Below are 20,897 nucleotides of genomic sequence, written 5' to 3'. Positions count from 1 at the left end.
ACCCTCGCCTACTCCCACCGGAACCAGCGGGAGGCACCCGCCGTGAGCAGCACCGTCCAGGCCGCGAGGACCCCCAGGTGCGCCCAGCCCGGCCAGTCCCCCGCCGCCGCCCGGTTCAGGGCCTGCGCGGCGGCGCCGAACGGGGTGTACCCGACGATCCGGGCCAGCAGGTCGGGCATCGACTGCACCGGCAGCCACAGGCCCGCGCAGAACATCATCGGGAAGAACACCGCCGACCCGATCGCGCCCGCGATCTTCGTCGTCCGGGACAGCGCGGAGACCACGGCGCCGAGCGCGAGCGCGGCCGAAGTCGCGAGGAGCAGGGCGAGGAGATAGCCGTACGGCTGCTTCGGGATTCGTACGTCGAAGGCCAGTCGGCCGACGATCAGCGCGCACAGGGCCGAGGCCAGGGCCGCCGCGCCGTAGACGAGCATCTGGGCGGACAGCAGGGCGGACGGCCGTACCGGGGTGGTGGACATGCGGCGCAGGATGCCGCGCTCGCGATAGCCGGTGATGTGCTGCGGCATCAACTGCAGCGTGCCGACGATCATGCCGAGCAGCACGGCGATCGGGACGTACACGTCGACCGTGCGCAGGCCCCCCAGGTCGGCGTGGTGACGGCGGAACGACGGGATGGAGCCGAGGATCACCAGCAACAGGGTGGGGAACACCAGGACCCAGAAGAGGGCGCCCGGTTCGCGGCGGAAGAGGCGCAACTCGCTGCGCAGGACTGCGGTGTTCATGAGGTGACCTCCGTCAGGTCGAGGAACGCGTCGTCCAACGTGGCGTCGGAGACGCGGAGTTGGTGGGCGGTGATGTGGCCCCTGGCGAGCAGTGTGATGACCGCGTTGACGGTCTCGTCGGTGCCGGACAGCGTGATCCGGCCGTCCTTGTGCTCGACCGACGCGAGCGCGGGCAGCGCGTTCAGCTCACCCTCGTCCAGCGGCGCGGACGGCGTGAAGCTGATGACGGTGGAGCCCGCGGAGCGCCGGATCAGCCCTGCCGGGGTGTCCAGCGCGGCCACCCGGCCCTTGTCGATCACGGCGATCCGGTCGCACAGGCGCTGCGCCTCCTCCATGAAGTGCGTGACGAGCAGGACGGTGACCCCGCTCGCCCGGACGTCCTCGATGAGCTGCCAGGTGTCGCGGCGGGCGCGCGGGTCGAGCCCGGTGGTCAGTTCGTCGAGGACGACGACCCGGGGATTGCCGATGAGCGCGAGCGCGATGAACAGGCGCTGCTTCTGGCCGCCGGAGAGCTTCGCGAAGCGGGTGGTGAGCTTGGCGGTCAGGCCGAGGCGTTCGGCGAGGGGCCGCCAGTCGGCGGGGTGCGGATAGAAGGCCGCGTACAGCTCCAGGGCCTCGCGGACGGTGAGCTTGGCCTGGAGCTCGCTCTCCTGGAGCTGGGCACCGAGGACGCGGGCGACCTGTTCGTGGTCGGCGACGGGGTCGAGCCCGGTGACCCGGACGCGGCCCGCGTCGGGGATCCGCAGGCCCTCGACGCACTCGACGGTGGTGGTCTTGCCGGCGCCGTTCGGGCCGAGGATCCCGAAGATCTCGCCCTCCTCGACGGCGAAGGAGACACCGTCGACGACGGGCCGGCCTCCGTAGGACTTGCGCAGTCCGGTGACTTCGATGACTGACATGTCCCGAGGATCCCGTCGGGACGGGCGCGGGCACATCGTCCATCGCGCTCGAAGCGGCATCAGCCGATCGGTTGATGCGGCGATACGACCGAGCCCGGGGGCCCGGGACCCGGGACCCGGGGCACCGGTCCCGGATCCGTGGAACGATTCAGGCCCGGCCAAAACTCGGTGGGCTCTGTCAGTGCCGAACCGTAGGCTCGCTCCTGATGTCCACTCCAGATGCGGTGCCCCCGGGCCGAGCCGACCATTCGACCGTACGCAGCCTGCTGCGCCTGTGGCCGTACGTGCGGCCGGTGCGCACGCGGCTGTTCAGTGCCGCCTTCGTCGCGGTCCTCGCCTCCTGTACGGGGCTGGTGTTCCCGCTCGTCCTGAAGTGGATGGTGGACGGTCCCGTGGCCGAGCGCGACGCGGCGGGCATCTGGCTCGGCGCGCTGTATCTGCTGCTGCTCGGGATCGCGGAGGCGGTCCTGTTCGGGCTGCGGCGGTGGCTGGTGGCGCGGCCCCTGTCGGGCGTCGAGGCCGACATGCGGGCGGATCTGTACCGGCATCTGCAACGGCTCCCGGTCGCCTTCCACGACCGCTGGGCCTCCGGTCAGCTGCTGTCCCGGGGCACCACGGACCTGATGCTGGTGCGCCAGTTCCTCGCCTTCCCGCTGACGTTCCTGCTGGTCAACTCCGTGACGATCCTCGTCGGCGTCATGATCATGCTGGCCCAGGAGTGGACCCTGGGCCTGGTGCTGCTCGCTCCCGCGGTGCCTCTGATGGTGGTCTGCTGGCTCTTCGAGCGGCACTACTCGCTGGTGGCACGGCGGGCCCAGGACCAGGTGGGCGATCTGACGACGGTCGTCGAGGAGAGCGTGCTCGGCATCCGCATCATCAAGGGCTTCGGGCGCCACCGCAGCCAGGCCCTCGCCTTTCGCGAGCTGTCCCGCACGCTGCGCGGCACGGAGCTGGCCAAGGCCCGCCTCCTCGCCGCCATCCTGACGGTCATCGTCACCCTCCCCGAACTCGCCATCGGCGCCGCCCTCGTGCTCGGCACGGTGCAGGTCGCCGACGGCCGGCTGTCCGCCGGCACGCTGGTGGCGTTCCTGTCCACGGCGCTCGCGCTGCGCTGGCCCGTCGAGTCCATCGGCTTCCTCCTCGCGATGAGCCAGGAGGCGGCGACGGCGACGGAGCGGTACTTCGAGGTGATGGACGAGCAGCCGGAGTCCACCGGGACGTCCGCGACCGCCGACGGTACGTACGCGGGCGCCGCCGGGAAGGGCGAGGGCGGACTCCGCTTCCACGGCGTCCGGTTCCGCTATCCCGACGCCCCGGCAGACGCGCCCCCCGTCCTCGACCGCATCGATCTGCACATCCGTCCGGGTGAGTCGATGGCCCTGGTCGGCGCGACCGGCACCGGGAAGACCACCCTCACGGCCCTCGTCCCACGGCTGCACGAGGTGACGGCCGGGCGGATCACGCTGGACGGCGAGGACATCACGGCGATGCCCCGCGAGGAGCTTCGCGCGCGCGTGGCCGTGGCCTTCGAGGAGCCCACCCTCTTCTCGGCAGGCGTCGGGGAGAACGTGCTCATGGGCGCCCCGGACACCGCGGGCGAAGCGGACCTGGACCGTGCCCTCGCCGTCGCCCAGGCCGACTTCGCACACACGCTCCCGCAGGGCACGCGGACCCAGGTCGGCGAGCAGGGCCTGAGCCTGTCCGGCGGCCAGCGCCAACGCCTCGCCCTCGCGCGGGCCGTCGTCGGCCGCCCCGGCTTCCTCGTCCTCGACGACCCCCTGTCGGCGCTGGACGTCCACACGGAGGCCGCGGTCGAGGCCGCGCTGCGCCGCGTCCTGGCGGAGACGACCGCGCTGATCGTGGCGCACCGCCCGTCCACGGTCCTGCTCGCCGACCGCGTGGCCCTGCTCTCCGGCGGCCGTATCACCGCGGTCGGCACCCACCACGAACTGCTGCGCAGCAACGCCGAGTACGCCCATCTGATGTCAGGTGACGAGGAGGCCGACCGATGACGGCGCCCACGACGACCGCGCCGGACAAGGAGCCGGACCGGGAACCGGGCAGGGAAGCGGGCAGGGAAGCGGGCGCGGAACCCGACGGTGGGGTACCCGGCAAGGACCGTCCGGACGCGCGGGAGTCCCACCAGGACCCCTTCGACCGCGACGCCCTGCCCACTCCCCCGGGCGCCACCGCCGCGCTCCTGCGTTCCCTCCTCGCCCCGCTCAAGGCCCGTGTGGTGCTGACGATGGTGCTGCTCCTGCTCCAGCAGGCCGCGATCCAGGCGGGCCCGCTGATCGTCGCGTACGCCATCGACCGTGCCGTACCGGCGTTCCGCGCGCACGACCACGGTCCGCTGATCGCGGTGGGTGTCGGCTATCTGCTGTGCGCGCTGGCCGCCGGCGGACTCCAGTACGCCTTCACCCAGGCGTCCGCCCGCGTCAACCAGGACGTGCTGCTCGACCTGCGCGGCCGGATCTTCCGCCATGCGCAGGCGCTCAGCATCGACTTCCATGAGCGCTACACCTCGGGCCGGCTGATCTCCCGCTCCACGACGGACGTCGAGTCGCTGCGCGAACTGCTCAGCGAGGGCCTTCAGGAGCTCATCACGGTGATCCTGTCCTTCGTCTACATCTCGGCGATGCTGCTCTGGCTGGACCTGGGTCTGGGCGCGGTGGCGGTGGCGTCCTTCGTGCCGCTCTACCTCCTCGTACGGCAGTACCGGCGCCGCGCCGGCCGTATCTACCGCCTCCGCTCGACCGCGATCGCCGCCGTCATCGTGAAGTTCGCGGAGACGATGAACGGGATCCGGCCGGTGCGCGCCTTCCGCCGCGAGGACGCCAACGACGCCGAGTTCCGGGTGCTCAACAAGCGGCACGAGCGCACCAACGGGGACGCCCTGCTGGAGATGGCCCGCTATGTCGTCGGCTCCCGGCTGGTCGCCAACACGGCGGTCGCGGGGATCGTGCTGTGGGGCGCGTACCGGGTGGCCGGGGGATCGCTGGCGCTGGGTGTGCTGGCCGCCTCGGTGCTCTACCTGCGCCGCCTGTACGACCCGATCGACCGGCTGGGCATGTTCCTCAACGCCTACCAGTCCGCGGCGGCCTCGCTGGAGAAGATCGCGGGCCTGCTGGCCCAGACGCCGTCCGTGCCGGAACCGGCCGAGCCGAAGCGGCTGCCCGCGCTCGCCTCCGCGCAGCCGGGCCGCGAGGTCGTCTTCGAGGACGTCCGCTTCGCCTACCGCACCGGCGGCGAGGTGCTCCCCACCTTCTCGCTCACGCTCCCCGCGGGGCAGACGGTGGCCGTGGTCGGCTCGACGGGCGCGGGCAAGTCCACGCTCGCCAAGCTGCTGGCCCGCTTCTACGACCCCACGGACGGCCGGGTCCTGCTCGACGGCGTCGACCTGCGCGAGCTGTCGGTGCCCGAGCTGCGGCGCGGGGTGGTGATGGTGACCCAGGAGGCCTTCCTGTTCTCCGGCACGGTCGCCGAGAACATCGCCATCGGCCGCTCCGACGCGAGTCGCGAGGAGATCGAGCGGGCCGCCAAGGCGATCGGCGCCCACGACTTCATCAGCGCGCTGCCCGAGGGCTACGACACGGACGTACGCAAACGGGGCGGCCGTATCTCCGCCGGGCAGCGCCAGCTCGTCGCCTTCGCACGGGCCTTGCTCGCCGACCCGGCCGTCCTCATCCTCGACGAGGCCACCAGCTCCCTCGACATCCCGGGGGAACGGGCGGTGCAGCGCGCCATGTCGACGGTCCTGCGCGGCCGGACGGCGGTGGTCATCGCCCACCGCCTGTCCACGGTGGAGATCGCCGACCGGGTGCTGGTGATGGAGCACGGGCGGGTGGTCGAGGACGGCAGCCCGGCCGAACTCGTCGCGTCCACCGGCAGATTCGCGGACCTGCACCAGGCGTGGCGCGACAGCCTCGTCTAGCGGACGGCGAGCGACTCGTACGGCGGACGGCAAGCGAAAGGCATGAGGGCTGGATGATCGACGCTCACGAGGACCCGGGGACGCCCGACTGCCGGGGCGGGTGGCGGTATCTGTGGTGGCTGGTCACCCGGCAGTCGGGGCGCAGCGTGGCGGGCGCGCTGCTCGCCACGGTGTGGATGACGCTCCTGGCGCTGCCGCCGTACCTGCTGTCCCGTGCGATCGACGACGGCCTGGAGCCGGGCGACCGGGGCGCCCTGTTCGGCTGGACGGCCGCCGTGCTGGGCATCGGCGTGTTCAACGCATGGCTGGGCATCCTGCGGCACCGCACCATGACCAAGGTCCGGATGGACGCCAACTTCCGTACGGTCAAGGTCGTGGTGGGGCAGTCGGCGCGGCTGGGTGCCGCGCTGGGCCGCCAGGTCGGCGCCGGGGAGGTCGTCACGATCGGCGTCGGTGACGTCCAGACGATCAGCCAGTCGCTGACCGTCGTGGGTCCCGGCATCGCCGCGATCGTCACCTACGGCGTGGTGGCCGCGCTGCTGATGTCGGTCTCGCTCCAGCTGTCGGTGGTGATACTCCTCGGGGTGCCGCTGATCGCCGGGCTCGTCGGCCCGCTGATGGGCCGGCTGCAGGGAGCGGAGACCGAGTACCGCGAGCGGCAGGGCGTGCTGACCGCACGGATCGGCGACCTCGCGGGCGGTCTGCGCGTCCTCAACGGGCTGGGTGGCAAGGGGCTGTTCGCGGACACCTTCCGCCGCGACTCGCAGCAGCTGCGGGCGCAGGGGTACCGGGTCGGGGCGGCGACCAGCTGGATCCAGGCCCTGGGCACGGGACTGCCGACCCTTTTCCTCGCCCTCGTGACCTGGCTCGCGGCCCGGCTCGCCGCTCAGGGGGAGATCACCATCGGCCAGTTGGTGTCCGTGTACGGCTATGTCGCGGTCCTCGTGATGCCGGTGTACTTCTTCATCGAGAGCGGCTACCAGCTCAGCAGGGCCGTCGTCGCCGCCCGGCGCGTCGTACGGTTCCTGTCCCTGGAGCCTGTCGCCGACCACCCCGACGCCCGGGACGCGCCCGCCTCCCCGGCGGTGCTGCTCGATCCGGACTCCGGGGTACGGGTGCTGCCGGGGCGGCTCACCGCGCTGGTCGGAGCGGTTCCCGCGGAGTCCGAGGCCGTCGTCGACCGCCTCGGCCGGTACGCGGAGTCGGCGGTCACGTGGGGTGGCGTACGGCTCGACGAGATCGCCCTGGCGCAGGTGCGCGAGCGGATCCTGGTCGCGGACAACGAGGCCGACCTGTTCGCGGGCACCCTGCGCGAGCTGGTCTCCGGCCGCCGGGAGCACGACGAGGAGGCGATCGCCCGGGCGGTGCGCGCGGCGGCGGCGGACGACATCGTGCTCGGTCTCCCGGGCGGTCTCGACTCGGATGTCGCCGCCCAGGGCCGCAGCCTCTCCGGCGGCCAGCGACAGCGCGTACGCCTGGTGCGGGCGCTGCTCGCCGACCCCGAGGTACTGCTCGCCGTCGAACCCACCTCGGCGCTCGACGCGCACACCGAGGCGGCCGTGGCCGCCCGGCTGCGGGCCGCACGCTCGGGCCGTACGACCGTCGTCACCAGCACCTCGCCGCTGATGCTCGACCAGGTGGACACCGTGCACTTCCTGGTCGACGGCAAGGTCGCGGCGAGCGGCAGCCATCACGAACTCCTCGACAGGGAGCCGGGATACCGGGCACTGGTGGCCCGCGACACGGAAGAGGTCCTGCGATGAGCGCGCATCTGCCGGTCGCCGAACCCGCCGAGGTGCGCCGGGCGGCACTGCGGCTGATCCGGGCGGACGGGCGGTCCTTCGCCGCCGTGCTCGGCCTCAACGCGCTGGCCGCCGCGGCCGGTCTGGTCGGGCCCTGGCTGCTCGGGCGGATCATCGACGACGTACGGGCCGGGGACGGTGTGGACGTCGTGGACCGGCTGGCTTCGGTCATCCTGGTGTGCTCGCTGGCGCAGCTGCTGCTGGCGCGGTGGGCCCGGTACGTGGGGCACCGGTTCGGGGAGCGGACGCTGGCCCGGGTGCGGGAGCAGTTCGTGGAGCGGGCGCTGAGTCTGCCCGCCTCGGTCGTGGAGCGGGCCGGCACCGGTGACCTGACCGCGCGCGGCACCGCCGATGTCACCGTGGTGGGCAACACCCTGCGCGACGCCGGGCCCGAACTGCTCATCTCCTGCGCCCAGGCGTTGTTCATCCTCGGCGCGGTCTTCGTCATCGCCCCGCTGCTCGGCGCCTGCGGGGTGCTCGGGCTCGTCGGGATCTGGTTCGCCCTGCGCTGGTATCTGCGCCGTGCGCGCACCGCGTATCTCGCCGAGGGCACCGCCACCTCGGACGTCGCCGAGATCCTCGCGGCCACCGCGTCCGGTGCCCGTACGGTGGAGGCGTTCGGGCTGCAGCGCGACCGGATCACCGCGAGCCGTCGGACGCTGGAGACGTCCCGGCTCAGGCGGATGCGGACCCTGTTCCTGCGCAGCGTGTTCTTCCCGGCCGTGGAGGTGTCGTACGTCGTTCCCGTGGTCGCCGTCCTGCTGGTGGGCGGTGCCCTGCACGCGAGGGGAGCGATGAGCCTGGGCGCGGTGGTCGCCGCGACCCTGTATCTGCGCCAGCTCGCCGAGCCGCTCGACCAGATCCTGATGCAGGTCGAGCAGCTCCAGAGCAGCGGGGCCTCGTTCGCCCGCGTCGAGGGGCTGGCCCGCGCGCCACGGGCCGTGACCTCGGGCTCGCCCACCCCGGTCGACGACCGGATCGACGTGACGGATGTCCGCTACTCCTACGACCGCGGGGGCGAGGTGCTGCGCGGAGTCGACCTGACCGTGCGGCCCGGGGAACGGCTGGCGGTCGTCGGGCCCTCCGGCGCCGGGAAGACCACGCTGAGCCGACTGCTCGCGGGCATCGACGCGCCGCGGTCCGGGTCGGTGACGGTGGGGGGCGTACCGATCGCCGACCTCGATCCCGAGCAGCTGCGCCGGCAGGTCGTCCTCGTCACCCAGGAGCACCACGTGTTTCTGGGCACCGTTCGCGACAACCTGCTGATCGCCGAACCCGCCGCCGATGACGCGGCGTTGTGGGCGGCGCTGGCCGCCGTCGGTGCCGACGGCTGGGTCCGGGAGCTGCCGGACGGCCTGGACACCGAGCTCGGCAGCGGCGGCCGCCGGACGGACGGGTCGCGGGCCCAGCAGCTCGCCCTGGCCCGGGTGGTGCTGGCCGACCCGCACACCCTGATCCTCGACGAGGCGACGGCCCTGCTCGATCCGACGACCGCGCGCCACACCGAGCGTGCGCTCGCCGCCGTACTGGAGGGGCGCACCGTGATCGCCATCGCGCACCGGCTGCACACCGCGCACGACGCGGACCGGGTCGCCGTGATGAAGGACGGACTGCTCACCGAACTCGGCACGCACGACGAGCTGGTGGCGGCCGCGGGGGCGTACGCGGCACTTTGGCGGACGTGGCACGGGGACTGAGCGCTCCGCTGGAAGTACCGGGATGTGCCGTCTGGAAGTACCGGGATGTGCCGTCGATCGTCTGCGGCGTCCTCGTGGCTGGTCGCGCAGTTCCCCGCGCCCCTTCAGGGCGCGGCGAATCGGGTCGCGTCCGGTCGTCCTGGGCGCGGGGCGGCAGGGCCGCGGCGCCTTGCCGCGCCACAGATCAGACGCACTCCGGCGAACAGTCCGCATGCCGAACATGAACACCCGGACAACGGACGAATTCCGGCCAACTTCCTGACGCGGTCCTGACAGAAAGCGAAATCTCCTGCCACTCTTCCCACGGCAACTTCACAGCAACCTCACAGCGCCATCGCCGTGTCGTAGCCGTGGACCCTCAGGCAACTGGTCCCGCGTACCACCCTGTTCCGCCCTGTTCTGCCCTGTTCTGCCCGGACGGGTACCCACCCCGACCGGATCCCCACTGGCCGCGCGAGCCGTGGCCACGCAGAAGGAGTCAGTGTGTTGAGCAGCAGTTCCTCCCACAGACGCACCTCCCACACCACCCAGCGCCGCGTCGCGGCCGTCGCCCTCGTCGGTGTCTCCGCCCTGCTGGCCGCGGCCGTCCAGTCGGGCGCCGCGAGCGCGACCCCCCAGAAGTCCTCCCTCGGCAAGATCAACCGTGGTTCTCTCGCCGTCCAGCTCACGCCTTCGCAGCGCGCGGAGCTGATACGCGACGCGGACACCGCCAAGGCGGCCACCGCCAAGGACCTGGGCCTCGGGGCCCAGGAGAAGCTCGTCGCCCGCGACGTCATCAAGGACGCGGACGGCACGGTCCACACCCGCTACGAGCGCACGTACGCGGGACTCCCGGTCCTCGGTGGCGACCTGGTGGTCGACACCACCAAGGCGGGCAAGACCGAGCGGGTCATCAAGGCGACGCGGGCGACCCTCAAGGTCGCCTCGCTCACGCCCGCCATCGCCGCCGCCAAGGCGGAGAAGCAGGCCCTCTCCGCCGCCAAGGCCGACGGTTCGAAGAAGACCGACGCCGACCGGGCGCCCCGCAAGGTGATCTGGGCGGCGGACGGCAAGCCGACCCTCGCCTACGAGACGGTCGTCGGCGGCTTCCAGGACGACGGCACCCCGAACCAGCTGCACGTCATCACCGACGCGGCCACCGGCAAGAAGCTCTACGAGTACCAGGGCATCGAGACCGGGATCGGCAACACCCAGTACAGCGGCCAGGTGACGCTGACGACCACGCAGTCGGGCTCCAACTACACGCTCACCGACGGCGCGCGCGGCGGCCACAAGACGTACAACCTCAACCGCGGCACGTCCGGCACCGGCACCCTGTTCTCGCAGACCAGCGACACCTGGGGCAACGGCACCACGTCGAACGCCGCGACCGCGGGCGCCGACGCGCACTACGGCGCCGCCGAGACGTGGGACTTCTACAAGAACACCTTCGGCCGCAGCGGCATCAAGAACAACGGCGTGGGTGCGTACTCCCGGGTCCACTACGGCAACGCGTACGTCAACGCGTTCTGGGACGACAGCTGCTTCTGCATGACGTACGGCGACGGCTCCGGCAACGCGGACCCGCTGACCGCGCTGGACGTGGCCGGCCACGAGATGAGCCACGGCGTCACCTCCAACACCGCGGGCCTCAACTACTCGGGCGAGTCCGGCGGTCTGAACGAGGCGACCTCCGACATCTTCGGCACCGGCGTCGAGTTCTACGCCAACAACGCCTCCGACCCCGGTGACTACCTCATCGGCGAGAAGATCGACATCAACGGCGACGGCACCCCGCTGCGCTACATGGACAAGCCCAGCAAGGACGGCGGCTCGGCGGACAACTGGTCCTCCAGCGTGGGCGGTCTCGACGTCCACTACTCGTCCGGTGTCGCCAACCACTTCTTCTACCTGCTGAGCGAGGGCAGCGGCGCCAAGGTCATCAACGGCGTCAGCTACAACTCGCCCACCGCCGACGGCCTTCCGGTCACCGGCATCGGCCGGGACAAGGCCCTGCAGATCTGGTACCGGGCGCTCACCACCAAGTTCACCTCGACCACCAACTACGCGGCGGCCCGCACCGGCACGCTCGCGGCGACGGGCGAGCTGTACGGCACGACGAGCGCCGAGTACACGGCGGTGCAGAACGCCTGGGCGGCCGTGAAGGTCGGCTCGCGTCCGGGCGGTGGCGGCGGCACCGGTACGTCGTTCGAGAACACCGGCGACGTATCGATTCCGGACAACGGGCCGGCCGTGACGTCGTCGATCGCGGTCACCGGCCGTACCGGCAACGCCCCGTCGAACCTTCTGGTCGACGTGAACATCGTGCACACCTGGCGCGGCGACCTGGTGGTGGATCTGCTGGCTCCGGACGGCACGGTGTACCCCCTGAAGGCGTTCAGTTCCTCCGACTCGGCGGACAACGTCCAGGAGACCTACACGGTCAACGCGTCCTCCGAAGTCGCCAACGGCACTTGGAAGTTGAGGGTCCAGGACAAGGCCGCGCAGGACACCGGCTACATCGACAGCTGGAAGCTGACGTTCCCGTAGACCGCGTCTGAACGCATGGCATCAAGAGGGCGCCGCCCCGGGGTCCGACTCCCCGGGGCGACGCCCTCTTTGCCGTGCCATGACCTTGCTTTTGTTGTCGCTTGACCAAGATCGAGATCCGCGTAACGAACAGCGATCTTCATCCACCGGACGCTTTTCGGCCAAGATTTCATCGCCCTCCTGACATGTACGCGCCCTGGATGTCACTCTTCCACCGCACGGCTCACCCGCACCGCAACTTCGCACCTTCCGTACGGCCACCCCACGCCGTCCGGTCGCCCCCACAAGAGGAGATTGCGTGACCCCCCTCTACGCGCGTCACAAGCGCACCACTCTGGCCATCGCCACCGCTGTCGCCGCCGGAGCGCTGCTCACCACCGGTCTGACCACCGGTGCCTCCGCCCAGACCGAGTCGGCCGCCGCCAAGGCGAAGTCCCCCGGCGCCACGGTCCAGCTCTCCGCCGCCGCGCGCACGAGCCTGATCCAGCAGGCCGACGCGGCCGCGCCCGAGACCGCCCAGCAGATAGGCCTCGGCGCCAAGGAGAAGCTCGTCGTCAGAGACGTCCTCAAGGACGCGGACGGCACTGTGCACACCCGCTACGAGCGCACGTACAACGGCCTTCCGGTCCTCGGCGGCGACCTGGTCGTCCACGAGTCCAAGGCCGGCAAGACCGAGGGCGTCACCAAGGCCGTGAAGACGGCCATCAAGGTCGCCTCGCTGAAGCCGCAGGTCACCACCGCGAAGGCCGAGAAGCAGGCTCTCACCGCCGCGAAGGCCGCCGGCTCGGAGAAGACCACGGCCGACCGCGCCCCCCGCAAGGTGATCTGGGCCGCCACCGGCAAGCCCACCCTCGCCTACGAGACGGTCATCGGCGGTCTCCAGGACGACGGCACCCCGAACGAGCTGCACGTCATCACCGACGCGGCCACCGGCAAGAAGCTCTACGAGTACCAGGGCATCGAGACCGGCACCGGCAAGACCCTCTACTCGGGCACGGTCAGCCTCAACACCACCCTGTCGGGCTCGACGTACCAGCTGACCGACGGCACCCGCGGCGGCCACAAGACGTACAACAAGTCGCACACCACCTCCTCCTCCGCGGGCACCCTGTTCACCGACGCGGACGACGTCTGGGGCACCGGCGCGGCCTCCAGCTCCACCACCGACCAGACCGCGGCGGCCGACGCCGCGTACGGCGCGCAGGAGACGTGGGACTTCTACAAGAACACCTTCGGCCGCAGCGGCATCAAGAACAACGGTGTCGGCGCGTACTCCCGCGTCCACTACGGCAACGCGTACGTCAACGCGTTCTGGGACGACAGCTGCTTCTGCATGACGTACGGCGACGGCTCCGGGAACAACCACCCGCTGACCTCGCTGGACGTGGCCGGCCACGAGATGAGCCACGGCGTCACCGCCAACACGGCCGGCCTCAACTACTCGGGCGAGTCCGGCGGTCTGAACGAGGCGACCTCCGACATCTTCGGCACCGGCGTCGAGTTCTACGCGGGGAACTCCTCCGACGTGGGTGACTACCTCATCGGCGAGAAGATCAACATCAACGGCGACGGCACCCCGCTGCGCTACATGGACAAGCCCAGCAAGGACGGCGGCTCCGCCGACTACTGGTCCTCCAGCGTCGGCAACCTGGACGTGCACTACTCGTCCGGTGTCGCCAACCACTTCTTCTACCTGCTGAGCGAGGGCAGCGGCGCCAAGACCATCAACGGCGTCAGCTACAACTCGCCCACGTACAACGGCACGGCGGTCACCGGCATCGGCCGGGACAAGGCCCTGCAGATCTGGTACAAGGCGCTGACGACGTACTTCACGTCGACGACCAACTACAAGTCGGCCCGCACGGGGACGCTCTCCGCGGCGTCCGCCCTGTACGGCTCGACCAGTGCCGAGTACAAGGCGGTGGCCGCGGCCTGGACCGCGGTCAACGTGAGCTAGTGCCCACGGGGTCCTCGAGACCCGCTTAGGCACTTGGGCGGTACCCGGGGAGAAAGCACCTCCGGGTACCGCCCTACGCTGTCCCCCATGGTCTCCCCGGACAACCCCTTCACTTACGAGGACGTGGGCGCAACGCGCGACGGCCGCTGCCCGCCGGGGTTCCACCCCCTGCACCTGCGCACCCGCGTCGGCGAGGGCGAGGCCGTCTTCCGCGCCGCGTCCGAAGCCTTGATGACCTGGGAGATGCACCGCGCGATGGGCGTGGGCATAACCGCCACCGCCGACAAGGCGGCCCCCGGAGTCGACGTCACCGTCGGGCTCGGCCCCCTGAAGGCCCCCTGCCGGGTGGTCTGGGCGGTCGAGGAGTACCGCCGGGCCGGCTGGGCCTACGGCACCCTGCCCGGCCACCCCGAGCGCGGCGAGGAGGCCTTCGTGGTCGACCGCACGGGCGACGGCACGGTCTGGCTGACCGTGACCGCCTTCAGCCGTGCGGCCAAGTGGTACACCCGTGCGGGCGGACCTGCGACCCGGGGGCTCCAGCACGCCTACGCACGGCGCTGCGGAACGGTACTGCGCCGGCTGTGCGCGGGGTTCGAACCGTAGGCCCGCTGTCCGCCTTCCGCTTTCGGCTCGCTCAGCGCATCAGGACCCCGGCCTCCTCCCCCACCTCCTCCGAAGGCATCGTCACCAGGCCCAGCTCGGCGCCGGACGCGAGCAGTCGGTGCGTGGGGAGAATACGGACCGTGTAGCCGAACGGGCCGGTGCGGTCGAGGGAGAGCGGACCCTCGTACACCCAGTGCCCCTCCAGGTCCGGACCGCCCGCCGGTTTCAGCGGGACGCAGCTCGCGTCCGCGATGCGGTCCTGCGAGTCGACGCGGCCCGAGACCGCCTGGACCTCGACGTCGTCCGGGACGAGGTCGGCCAGCGCCACCCGCACCCGCAGGGAGAGGGTGGTGCCCAGTTCGGCGGTCGTGGTGGCGGCGGAGGCCTCCAGATGGTCCACCGTGACCCGGGGCCAGGCCGCCCGGACGCGGGACTTCCAGGCGGCCAGTTCGCGGGCCGCCTCCGGGGCCAGGGCGCGATGGGCGCGGGCCGCGGGGGCGTACAGGCGCTCCACGTACTCGCGCACCATCCGGCCCGCCAGGACCTTCGGGCCGAGATGGGTCAGCGTCTGGCGGACCATCTCGATCCACCGGTCGGGCAGACCGTGCTGGCCCCGCTCGTAGAAGCGGGGCGCCACGCGCTGTTCCAGCAGCTCGTAGAGGGCCGCCGCCTCCAGGTCGTCGCGGCGGTCGTCGTCCTCCCCCACTGCTGAACGCGTGGGGGGACCCCCATCCGTACCGTCCGCCGTCGGGATCGCCCAGCCGAAGTCCGGCTGGAACCACTCGTCCCACCAGCCGTCCAGGACGGAGAGGTTCAGACAGCCGTTGAGCGCCGCCTTCATCCCGGACGTGCCGCAGGCCTCCAGCGGGCGGAGCGGGTTGTTCAGCCAGATGTCGCAGCCCGGGTACAGCTTCTGCGCCATCGCCATCCCGTAGTCCGGGAGGAAGACGATCCGGTGGCGCACACGCGGGTCGTCCGCGAACCGGACCAGTTCCTGCACGAGTCGCTTGCCGCCGTCGTCGGCGGGGTGCGCCTTGCCCGCGACCACGATCTGGATCGGGCGTTCGGCGTGCAGGAGGAGGTCCATCAGGCGGTCGCGGTCGCGCAGCATCAGGGTCAGACGCTTGTAGGAGGGGACGCGACGGGCGAAGCCGATGGTGAGGACGTCCGGGTCCAGCACCCCGTCGATCCAGCCGAGTTCGGCCGTTCCGGCACCGCGCTGGCGCCAGGAGGCGTGCAGGCGTTCGCGTACCTCGAGGACCAGTTGCTCGCGCAGCACCCGGCGCAGGTCCCAGATCTCCTGGTCGGCGATGTCCGCCACCGCGTCCCAGCGGTCCGAGCCGCCGACCGTCATCGCGTCCTCGGTGCGCTGGGCGCCGATCTGACGGGCGCCCAGACGGAAGACCTCCGGTGCCACCCAGGTCGGTGCGTGCACGCCGTTGGTGACCGAGGTGATCGGGACCTCGTCCGGGTCGAAACCCGGCCACAGCCCGGAGAACATCTCGCGGCTGACGTGACCGTGGAGCAGCGACACCCCGTTGGCCCGCTGGCCGAGCCTGAGTCCCATCACGGCCATGTTGAAGAGGTTCGGCTCACCGCCCGGATAGGTCTCCATGCCGAGGCCGAGGATGCGCTCGACGTCGATACGGGGGAGTTCGGCGTCCGGGCCGAAGTGGTGGGCGACCAGCTCGCGGTCGAAGCGGTCGATGCCGGCGGGGACGGGGGTGTGGGTGGTGAAGACGGTACCGGCGCGGACGGATTCGAGAGCGGCCTCGAAGTCCAGGCCGTCGTGCCCGTCCTGCCCCTCGGCGAGTTCGGCGATGCGTTCCAGGCCGAGGAAGCCCGCGTGGCCCTCGTTGGTGTGGAACACCTCGGGCTGGGGGTGGCCGGTCAGCCGGCAGTACGTCCGTACGGCGCGTACCCCGCCGATGCCGAGGAGCATCTCCTGCAGCAGCCGGTGCTCGCTGCCGCCGCCGTACAGCCGGTCGGTCACCCCGCGTTCGCCGAGGTCGTTCTCCTCGACGTCGGAGTCGAGCATGAGGAGGGGGACGCGACCGACCTGGGCCAGCCAGATGCGGGCGCGCAGGGCGCGGGCGCCGGGGAGGGCGAGGGTGACCTGGGCCGGGGCGCCGTCGGATTCGCGCAGGGGTACGAGAGGGAGTTCGTTGGGGTCGAGGACGGGATAGTGCTCCTGCTGCCAGCCGTCCCGGGAGAGGGACTGGCGGAAGTAGCCGTGCCGGTAGAGGAGTCCTACGCCGATGAGGGGTACGCCGAGGTCGCTGGCGGCCTTGAGGTGGTCGCCGGCGAGGATGCCGAGGCCTCCGGAGTACTGGGGCAGGGCCGCGGTGATGCCGAACTCGGGTGAGAAGTAGGCGATGGCGGCGGGGAGGTCGGGAATCTGGGTCTGGGTCTGATACCAGCGTTCGCCGGTCACGTAGTCGCGCAGGTCGTCGGCGACGGCGGCGAGGCGGCGCAGGAAGCGGCGGTCCTCGGCGAGTTCCGCGAGGCGGTGGGGGGCGACGCTGCCGAGCAGGCGTACGGGGTCGCCGTCGGATGCGGTCCAGCGTTCGGGGTCGACGGACTGGAAGAGGTCGCGGGTCTCGGCGTGCCAGGACCAGCGCAGGTTGCGGGCGAGGTCACTGAGCGGGTGAAGGGCGTCGGGCAGTACGGGGCGAACGGTGAATCTGCGGATTGCCTTCACAAGTTCCACCTTCACAAAAGACGTATGCGGCGGGAAGTACGTCACCGACGACGGTAGCGGCGAGGGTGTTTCCACAACACGGCGCATCGATGAACTCCGGCGTCGTGGGTGGCGGGCGCGTGGGTGGTCGGGCGCCTGGGCGGGCCGGGGGCGTGGGGGCACCCCGTAAGGGGCACGGGGACGCGGGGCGCAGCCCCCGCTCCAGGGGCGCGGGGAACCGCGCGGCCAGCCACCACCGGCCGTCAGCCGACCGTCGACCGGGAATCGACGCAACCATTGCGCCCCACCCCCGGAGGGTATGGCCGATTCCGCCCGCATGGGCGGCCTTGTGGTGCTTCACACCACACGAGAGGCTGCCAAGTGGCGTACGCGCGACCCCGGTCGCACACCGGTCGGTCCCGGTCGGCGTACGCCGACTTGAGGAGGGGAACTCACGTCATGGCACAGACGAGACAGCGGCGTCTGCGCTGGGCAGGATGCCTCACCGCGGTCACGACAGCCGCGGTGCTTTCGGCCATCACCCTGCCCGCGCACGCCGCCCCGGAGGGGCGGATACTCGGCGCCGGCGAACCCGGTTCCGTCAGCGGTAGTTACATCGTGACACTCAAGGGGGGTACGACGGCTCCGTCGTCGGCGGGTAAGGGCATCGCCGAGAAGTACGGAGCGCGAATCAGCCACACGTACGGCACGGCACTCAACGGGTACGCGGTTCAGGTGGGCGAGAAGCAGGCGCGGCGGCTCGCGGCGGACTCCCGTGTGGCCTCCGTCGTCCAGGACACCCGGGTGACACTCGACCACTTCGAGAAGAACCCGCCGTCCTGGGGTCTTGACCGGATCGACCAGCCCGCTCTGCCGCTCGACAAGGGCTACACATGGCCGGAGTCGGCGGGCGCGGGCGTGACGGCGTACGTCATCGACACGGGGATCCGGATCACGCACAAGGACTTCGGGGGGCGGGCCAGTTACGGCTGGGACTTCGTGGACGACGACAAGGCGGCGGGGGACGGGAACGGACACGGGACGCATGTCGCCGGGACCATCGCGGGGACGACCTACGGTGTGGCGAAGAAGGCCAAGGTCGTGTCCGTGCGGGTGCTCGACAACGCCGGGTCCGGCACCACCGCGCAGGTCATCGCCGGTATCGACTGGGTGACCCGGCACGCGCACAAGCCCGCGGTCGCCAATCTGAGTCTGGGCGGCCACGCCAACGCCCAGCTGGACGCCGCCGTACGCAACTCCATCGCCTCCGGAGTGACGTACTCGGTCGCGGCGGGCAACGACGGACTGGCCGCCGGGCTGTACTCCCCCGCCCGGGTCAAGGAGGCGCTGACGGTCGGCGCGAGCGACAGGACCGACGCCCGGGCGAGCTTCTCCAACTTCGGCGCGGCGCTCGACCTGTTCGCGCCCGGCGTGGCGATCACGTCGGCGTCGTACGCGAGCGACACCGGGAAGGCGACCTTCTCCGGTACGTCGATGGCGAGCCCGCATGTCGCGGGCGCGGCGGCGCTCTATCTCGCCGGCCACCCGAAGGCGACCCCGGCCCAAGTGGGCAAAGCGTTGGTCGGGCGGGCCGTGTACGGGAAGGTCGGCGGTGCGGGGGTCGGTTCACCGAACAGGCTTCTGCAAGTCGGCGGTTCCTAGAAAACCGCCGCAGCAGGCACCGGCCTCGCCCGTCGGACGAGGCCGGTCTTGTGTGTAGACATACGCGTAAGTAGTTAGCAACCTGCCGGATTGCTCACCCGAATAGGGTGGGAAGGCTCCCCCGGTACGCCCCGCAGGCCCCACCTCCCCACACCGTCATCCGCCCACCCTCGTTGACGCGGACAGGAGCGGTCATGCCCGCCACGCACCACACGTCGCCACCCCCGACGACCACCTCCGACACACCCCCCCTACGCAAGGTCGACGCCGTCCCGCGCGCCCCGGAGCAACCCTCCGCACCGGCAGCCGAAGGCGGCGAGAGCGTCGGACGCATTCCCGTCGTCGACGTTCGGCCCCTCGTCCTGCAAGGCCGCCGCCCCGCCAAGGCAGTTGTCGGCGAGGTCTTCGAGGTCACGGCCACCGTCTTCCGCGAAGGTCACGACGCCGTCGCCGCGAACGTCGTCCTGCGCGATCCGGAGGGCCGCACCGGCCCCTGGACCCCGATGCGCGAACTCGCCCCCGGCACCGACCGCTGGGGCGCCGGCGTCCGTGCCGGAACGACCGGCCACTGGACGTACACCGTGGAGGCCTGGAGCGATCCGGTCTCCACCTGGCGCCATCACGCGGGGATCAAGATCCCGGCGGGCATCGACACGGAACTGGTCCTGGAGGAGGGCGCCCGGCTGTACGAGCGCGCTGCCGCCGGAGTGCCGAAGAGCAAGGGCAGAAGGGATGTCGTCCTCGCCGCGGCGGACGCGCTGCGGGACACCGGCCGTTCCTCGGCGGCCCGGCTCGCCGCCGCCCGTACCCCTGAAGTGGACAGGGTCCTCACGCGTCATCCGCTGCGTGAGCTGGTCAGCAGCTCGGAGCCGCTGCCCCTGCTGGTGGAGCGCGAGCGGGCGCTGTACGGCTCCTGGTACGAGTTCTTTCCGCGTTCGGAGAGCGGACATCTCGATCCGCCGGTGCACGGCACCTTCCGCACCGCCGCCGAGCGGCTGCCCGCCATCGCGCGAATGGGTTTCGACGTCGTGTATCTGCCGCCGATTCATCCCATCGGGACCACTTATCGCAAGGGGCCCAACAACACTCTCTCTGCGGGGGCGTACGACGTCGGTGTGCCGTGGGCGATCGGCTCCCCGGAGGGCGGGCACGACGCCGTTCATCCGGATCTCGGCACGATCGACGACTTCGACGCCTTCGTGAGGCGGGCGGAGCGGGAGGGGCTGGAGATCGCGCTCGACTTCGCGCTCCAGTGCTCGCCGGACCATCCGTGGGTGCAGAAGCATCCCGAGTGGTTCCACCACCGGGCCGACGGGTCGATCGCGTACGCGGAGAATCCGCCGAAGAAGTACCAGGACATCTATCCGATCGCCTTCGACCAGGACATGCCGGGGCTGGTCCAGGAGACGCTGCGGGTGCTGCGCCACTGGATGAGCCACGGCGTGCGGATCTTCCGCGTCGACAACCCGCACACCAAGCCGGTCGTCTTCTGGGAGCGGGTCATCGCGGACATCAACCGCACCGACCCTGACGTGATCTTCCTGGCCGAGGCGTTCACCCGGCCCGCGATGATGCGCACGCTGGGGGCGGTCGGCTTCCAGCAGTCGTACACCTACTTCACCTGGCGCAACACGAAGCAGGAGCTCACCGACTACCTGAGTGAGCTGTCGGGGGAGGCGGCCGCCTACATGCGGCCCAATTTCTTCGTGAACACCCCGGACATCCTGCACGAGTTCCTTCAGCACGGGGGGCGGCCGGCCTTCGAACTGCGTGCGGTGCTCGCCGCGACGCTGTCTCCGGCCTGGGGCGTCTACAGCGGATTCGAGCTCTGTGAGAACACCCCGCTGCGTGCGGGCAGCGAAGAGTACCTGAACTCCGAGAAGTACCAACTGCGTCCGCGGGATTGGGAGTCGGCGGAGCGGGAGGGTCGTAGCATCGCGCCATTGCTGAGGGCGCTCAACGCCATCCGCCGGCGCAGTCCGGCGCTGCGCCAGTTGCGCGGCCTCCACTTCCACCACACGGACAAGGACGCGGTGATCGCCTACTCGAAGTCGGTCACGGACGGGAGCGGATCGAACACGGTTGTGGTGGTGGTCAACCTCGACCCCCACCACACCCAGGAGGCGACGGTCTCGTTGGACATGCCGCAACTCGGCCTGGACTGGCACGAGTCCGTGCCGGTGCGCGACGAGCTCACCGGCGAGACCTACCACTGGGGCAGGGCCAACTATGTGCGTCTTGAGCCAGGGCACAGCCCCGCGCACATCCTCACCGTCCTGCGACCGTCCTCACCGCAGATCGGAGGGTCACCCACCACATGATCGTCAACGAGCCCGTCCCGGACACTTTCGAGGACACCCCGGCCAGGGACCGCGACCCCGACTGGTTCAA

12 protein-coding genes are annotated in these 20,897 nt (G+C 71.1%); 9 read left to right on the top strand and 3 right to left on the bottom strand.

Annotation, left to right across the window (positions count from 1 at the left end; translation table 11 throughout):
* Positions 1–8: 8 nt before the first annotated feature.
* Positions 9–743 (bottom strand): ABC transporter permease, encoded by a 735-nt coding sequence (locus tag ACZ69M_RS27585; protein WP_470053929.1) that lies wholly within the window; start codon positions 741–743, stop codon positions 9–11.
* Positions 740–1,642 carry an ABC transporter ATP-binding protein gene (locus tag ACZ69M_RS27580; protein ID WP_470053927.1) on the bottom strand — a complete coding sequence of 301 codons (903 nt, stop codon included), beginning with the start codon at positions 1,640–1,642 and terminating at the stop codon, positions 740–742. Before ACZ69M_RS27580 ends, ACZ69M_RS27585 begins: the two co-directional genes overlap by 4 nt.
* A 206-nt stretch (positions 1,643–1,848) precedes the next feature.
* Here ACZ69M_RS27580 and ACZ69M_RS27575 point away from each other — a divergent pair, with 206 nt between their 5' ends.
* The 7 genes from ACZ69M_RS27575 to ACZ69M_RS27545 all read left to right on the top strand — a co-directional run bounded on the left by ACZ69M_RS27575 (position 1,849) and on the right by ACZ69M_RS27545 (position 14,164).
* Positions 1,849–3,654 (top strand): ABC transporter ATP-binding protein, encoded by a 1,806-nt coding sequence (locus tag ACZ69M_RS27575; protein WP_470053925.1) that lies wholly within the window; start codon positions 1,849–1,851, stop codon positions 3,652–3,654.
* Positions 3,651–5,576 (top strand): ABC transporter ATP-binding protein, encoded by a 1,926-nt coding sequence (locus ACZ69M_RS27570; RefSeq protein ID WP_470053923.1) that lies wholly within the window; start codon positions 3,651–3,653, stop codon positions 5,574–5,576. The genes ACZ69M_RS27575 and ACZ69M_RS27570 overlap by 4 nt, the downstream gene beginning before the upstream one ends.
* A 53-nt stretch (positions 5,577–5,629) precedes the next feature.
* Positions 5,630–7,339 (top strand): ABC transporter transmembrane domain-containing protein, encoded by a 1,710-nt coding sequence (locus ACZ69M_RS27565; protein WP_470053921.1) that lies wholly within the window; start codon positions 5,630–5,632, stop codon positions 7,337–7,339.
* Positions 7,336–9,075 carry an ABC transporter ATP-binding protein gene (locus ACZ69M_RS27560; protein ID WP_470053919.1) on the top strand — a complete coding sequence of 580 codons (1,740 nt, stop codon included), beginning with the start codon at positions 7,336–7,338 and terminating at the stop codon, positions 9,073–9,075. Before ACZ69M_RS27565 ends, ACZ69M_RS27560 begins: the two co-directional genes overlap by 4 nt.
* A 486-nt stretch (positions 9,076–9,561) precedes the next feature.
* A complete protein-coding gene (locus ACZ69M_RS27555; protein ID WP_470053917.1) occupies positions 9,562–11,604 on the top strand; it encodes a M4 family metallopeptidase in 2,043 nt (680 codons plus the stop codon).
* A gap of 298 nt (positions 11,605–11,902) precedes the next feature.
* Positions 11,903–13,561, top strand: coding sequence for a M4 family metallopeptidase (locus ACZ69M_RS27550; protein ID WP_470053915.1), 1,659 nt, complete (start codon positions 11,903–11,905; stop codon positions 13,559–13,561).
* Positions 13,562–13,648: 87 nt separating this feature from the next.
* Positions 13,649–14,164, top strand: coding sequence for a DUF1990 family protein (locus tag ACZ69M_RS27545; RefSeq protein WP_470053914.1), 516 nt, complete (start codon positions 13,649–13,651; stop codon positions 14,162–14,164).
* A 31-nt stretch (positions 14,165–14,195) separates the two neighbouring features.
* Here the strand turns inward: ACZ69M_RS27545 and glgP are convergent, their stop codons facing one another.
* Positions 14,196–16,865, bottom strand: coding sequence for an alpha-glucan family phosphorylase (gene glgP, locus ACZ69M_RS27540; RefSeq protein ID WP_470053912.1), 2,670 nt, complete (start codon positions 16,863–16,865; stop codon positions 14,196–14,198).
* A 438-nt stretch (positions 16,866–17,303) separates the two neighbouring features.
* Between glgP and ACZ69M_RS27535 the strand changes: the two genes are divergently transcribed.
* Entirely contained in the window at positions 17,304–18,506 is a 1,203-nt protein-coding gene (locus ACZ69M_RS27535; RefSeq protein WP_470053910.1) for a S8 family peptidase, read from the top strand.
* Between the two features lie 194 nt (positions 18,507–18,700).
* Positions 18,701–20,827, top strand: a complete 2,127-nt coding sequence (locus ACZ69M_RS27530; protein WP_470053908.1) for an alpha-1,4-glucan--maltose-1-phosphate maltosyltransferase — start codon at positions 18,701–18,703, stop codon at positions 20,825–20,827.
* The last annotated feature ends 70 nt before the right edge of the window (positions 20,828–20,897 follow it).

It is taken from the genome of Streptomyces sp. NPDC107454, from assembly GCF_055582885.1.
This window is presented reverse-complemented; position numbering and strand designations above follow the sequence as displayed.